The following is a 760-nucleotide window of genomic DNA, read 5'->3' as shown; positions in this document are numbered from 1 at the left end:
CCCGACACCGCTGGTGGGCGCACTCGGCGGGGTCGTCGGCGAGGTGGCGGCCCGGCTGCAGCGCGATCGCGGGGTGGACCTGCGCTGCGGCACCAGCGTGACCGCGCTGGAGGGCGACGAAACCGGCCGGCTCAGGCGCGCTCATCTGTCCGACGGTTCGGCGGTCGACGTGGACGTGGCGGTGACCGCGCTCGGCGCCATACGGAACACCGAATGGCTCGCCGGCTCCGGGGTGGCCGCCGGTCCCCGGGGGATCGCCTGCGACGCCGGATGCCGGGCGTTCGACGTCAACGGCATCGTCACCGATGACATCTACGCCGCCGGTGACGTCGCACGCAGCCCCCACCCGCTGTTCGACTACCAGTTCCTGGCGCTGGAACACTGGGGCAACGCGGTCGAACAAGCCGAGATCGCGGCCCACAACATGATCTGTGCGGCTCCCGACCGCAGTCCGCATCTGTGGCTGCCGACGTTCTGGTCCGTCCAGTTCGGCGTCAACATCAAGTCCGTGGGCGTCCCCACGATGGGCGACCAGCTGGTCATCTCCCAAGGGGCACTCGCCGAGAAGGCGTTCGTCGCGGTGTACGGGTACCGCGGCCGTGTCATCGCCGCGGCCTTCTTCGACCGAGCGATGTGGCTGGGGTTCTACCGGGAGCGGATCGAGCGCGGCGCGCCGTTCCCGCCCGACTATCCCCTGGTCGACCGGCGAACCGAAGCGCTGCAGCCGATCGATCCCGCCCTGCCCGACCCCCATCTCCCC

1 protein-coding gene is annotated in these 760 nt (G+C 70.9%); it reads left to right on the top strand.

The features are described from left to right. Positions 1-760 (top strand): FAD-dependent oxidoreductase (locus CCN51_RS52855; protein WP_158104814.1); only part of this gene is annotated, 760 nt, incomplete at both ends.

The sequence above is a fragment of the Streptomyces milbemycinicus genome, from assembly GCF_002154605.1.
Classification (GTDB): domain Bacteria; phylum Actinomycetota; class Actinomycetes; order Streptomycetales; family Streptomycetaceae; genus Streptomyces; species Streptomyces milbemycinicus.
The sequence above is the reverse complement of the archived record's forward strand: the minus strand, read 5'-3'. Positions and strand labels throughout refer to the sequence as shown.